This is a genomic window from Cupriavidus basilensis (assembly GCF_029335485.1).
Classification (GTDB): domain Bacteria; phylum Pseudomonadota; class Gammaproteobacteria; order Burkholderiales; family Burkholderiaceae; genus Cupriavidus; species Cupriavidus basilensis_E.
Genome location: NZ_JARJLM010000729.1, coordinates 1 through 2244, shown reverse-complemented (window position 1 = coordinate 2244; position 2244 = coordinate 1). Strand labels below are relative to the sequence as shown.

Genomic DNA, 2244 nt, shown 5'->3' with positions numbered 1-2244 from the left:
GCCAGCAGCCGGCGCCGCAATGTGCTGCGTTCGGCGGCCGGGCCGGAGGCGCTGGATGCGCCCGGTGCAGCGGGCTTGCCGGAATCGTCCGAATTGCCGGAGGGGCTGCCAATGTGGTCACTCGGCGGCATGGGCGCGTGGGATAATGTTGACTGTTGCGTTGACCAAATATTGCACGGCTGGCGTCGCGCCCTCGCGAGGGCGGGCCGGCCGTAACAACAAGGAAGCTAAGAATGCCGAAGGGAGTATATCCGCAGCGCGTGGCCAAGGCCGCGCTGGCGGCAATCGCGTGCGCCATGCTTGCCACGCCGGTATTTGCGCAGAAGAAGCCACAGCCGCAGCCCCAGTCGTTGACGATTCCGAGCAACCCCGACGACGCTTTCGTGGCGTTGCGCGATGCCGCCCGCAAGAACGACGTGGCGCGCACCGATGCGATCTCGGCGACCCTGGTGGATTACCCGATCCCGTCCTACGTCGAGTATTTCCGCATCAAGCCGCAGATGTTCGATGCCAGCGGGCTGGCCCGCATCGACGCGCCCGACGACCAGGTGCGCGCCTTCCTGCAGCGCTACAAGGGCGAGGCCATCGCCGACCGCATGCGCAACGACTGGCTGCTGGTGCTGGGCAAGAAGCGCGACTGGGCCAATTTCGATGCAGAATACCCGCAGTTCGCGCTCAAGGACGATACCCAGGTCGAGTGCTATGCGCTGCTGTCGCGCGCCCTCAAGGGCCAGAACGTGGCTGCCGAGGCGCGCGCCACGCTCAGCGACCCCAAGAGCTACGGCGAAGGCTGCGTCGACCTGATCGGCTATCTGGCCCAGAGCCGCCAGATCGAGCCCAGCGACGTGGCCTTCCAGGCACGCCAGGCGCTGGAGCAGAACTACGTGACGCTGGCCGGCCGCATTGCCGCCACGGCGCCCGACGCGCGCGGCGACAGCAATACGCTGGCCACCGTGGTCAAGATGGCGCGCAACGATCCCGGCCAGGCCGCGGCCTACCTCACCGCCAGCGCCGGCAGCCTGTCGCGCGACGAGCAGGGCGCCGGCTGGGGCGTGATCGGCCAGTTCGCTGCCAAGAAGCTGGCGCCCGAGGCGGCCGGCTACTACCGCCGCCAGATGGACCTGGGCGGCAACCAGTGGCTGTCGGATGAAACCCAGGAGTGGCGCGTGCGCGCCGCGCTGCGCCAGGGCGACTGGAAGCAGGTGCGCCAGGCGGTGGAGCTGATGCGTCCCGAACTGCGCGCCAAGGATCCGGCCTGGAGCTACTGGTACGGCCGCGCGCTCAAGGCGGATAACCGTACCGCCGAGGCCCAGCAGCAGTTCCAGTCGATCGCCGGCCAGTTCAACTTCTACGGCCAGCTGGCCAGCGAAGAACTGGGCAACCGCATCGTGCTGCCGGCCCGCACGCAGGTCGGCGACGCCGAGGTCAATGCCATGCGCACCCGCCCCGGCTTCCTGCGCGCGCAGAAGTTCTACGACCTCAACCTGCGCTTCGAGGGTAACCGCGAGTGGAACTGGGAACTGCGCGGCATGACCGACCGCCAGCTGCTGGCCGCCGCCGACTATGCCCGCCGCATCGAGCTGCTGGACCGCGCCGTCAATACGGCCGACCGCACCCAGGCCGAGCACGACTTCTCGCTGCGCTTCCTGATGCCCTACCGCGACATCATGCAGCGCGCCACCGACGACGTGGGCCTGGACATGGCCTGGGCCTACGGGCTGGTGCGCCAGGAATCGCGCTTCATCATGAACGCACGCTCCTCGGCCGGCGCGCATGGCCTGATGCAGGTGATGCCTGCCACGGCCAAGTGGGTAGCGCGCAAGATCGGCATGAGCGATTTCTCGCCTTCGATGATGAGCGATCCCAATATCAACATCATGCTCGGCACCAACTACATGAGCATGGTGTTCACCGACCTGGACAGCTCCTGGACACTGGCGTCCGCCGCCTACAACGCCGGCCCCGGCCGTCCCAAGAACTGGCGCTCCAGCCTGACGCGCCCGGTCGAGGGTGCGATCTTCGCCGAGACCATTCCTTTTTCGGAAACCCGGACCTACGTCAAGAATGTGCTGTCCAACGCCACGTACTATGCTGCATTGATGAGCGGCCGGCCGCAGTCGCTCAAGGATCGCCTGGGCACGGTGGCACCGGCGCAGATCACCACCACCAGCCTGCCCTGAGCCCGTCCCGGGGCCTCGTCGCGGCATTGACGAGGCCTCAAGGGCGGCGCGGTCTGCCGGCCAA

At 67.6% G+C, this 2244-nt stretch carries 2 protein-coding genes; both read left to right on the top strand.

Annotation, left to right across the window (positions count from 1 at the left end):
- Window positions 1-216 (top strand): hypothetical protein (locus tag P3W85_RS44890; RefSeq protein ID WP_276269581.1); only part of this gene is annotated, 216 nt, incomplete at its 5' end.
- Window positions 217-233: 17 nt separating this feature from the next.
- On the top strand, window positions 234-2180 hold the full coding sequence (locus P3W85_RS44885) for a lytic transglycosylase domain-containing protein (protein ID WP_276269580.1): 1947 nt from the start codon (window positions 234-236) through the stop codon (window positions 2178-2180).
- Window positions 2181-2244 lie beyond the last annotated feature (64 nt).

Excerpts from the sequence above, each read along its gene's own strand:
- P3W85_RS44885 (WP_276269580.1), top strand. The coding sequence starts at position 234 with ATGCCGAAGGGAGTATATCCGCAGCGCGTGGCCAAGGCCGCGCTGGCG.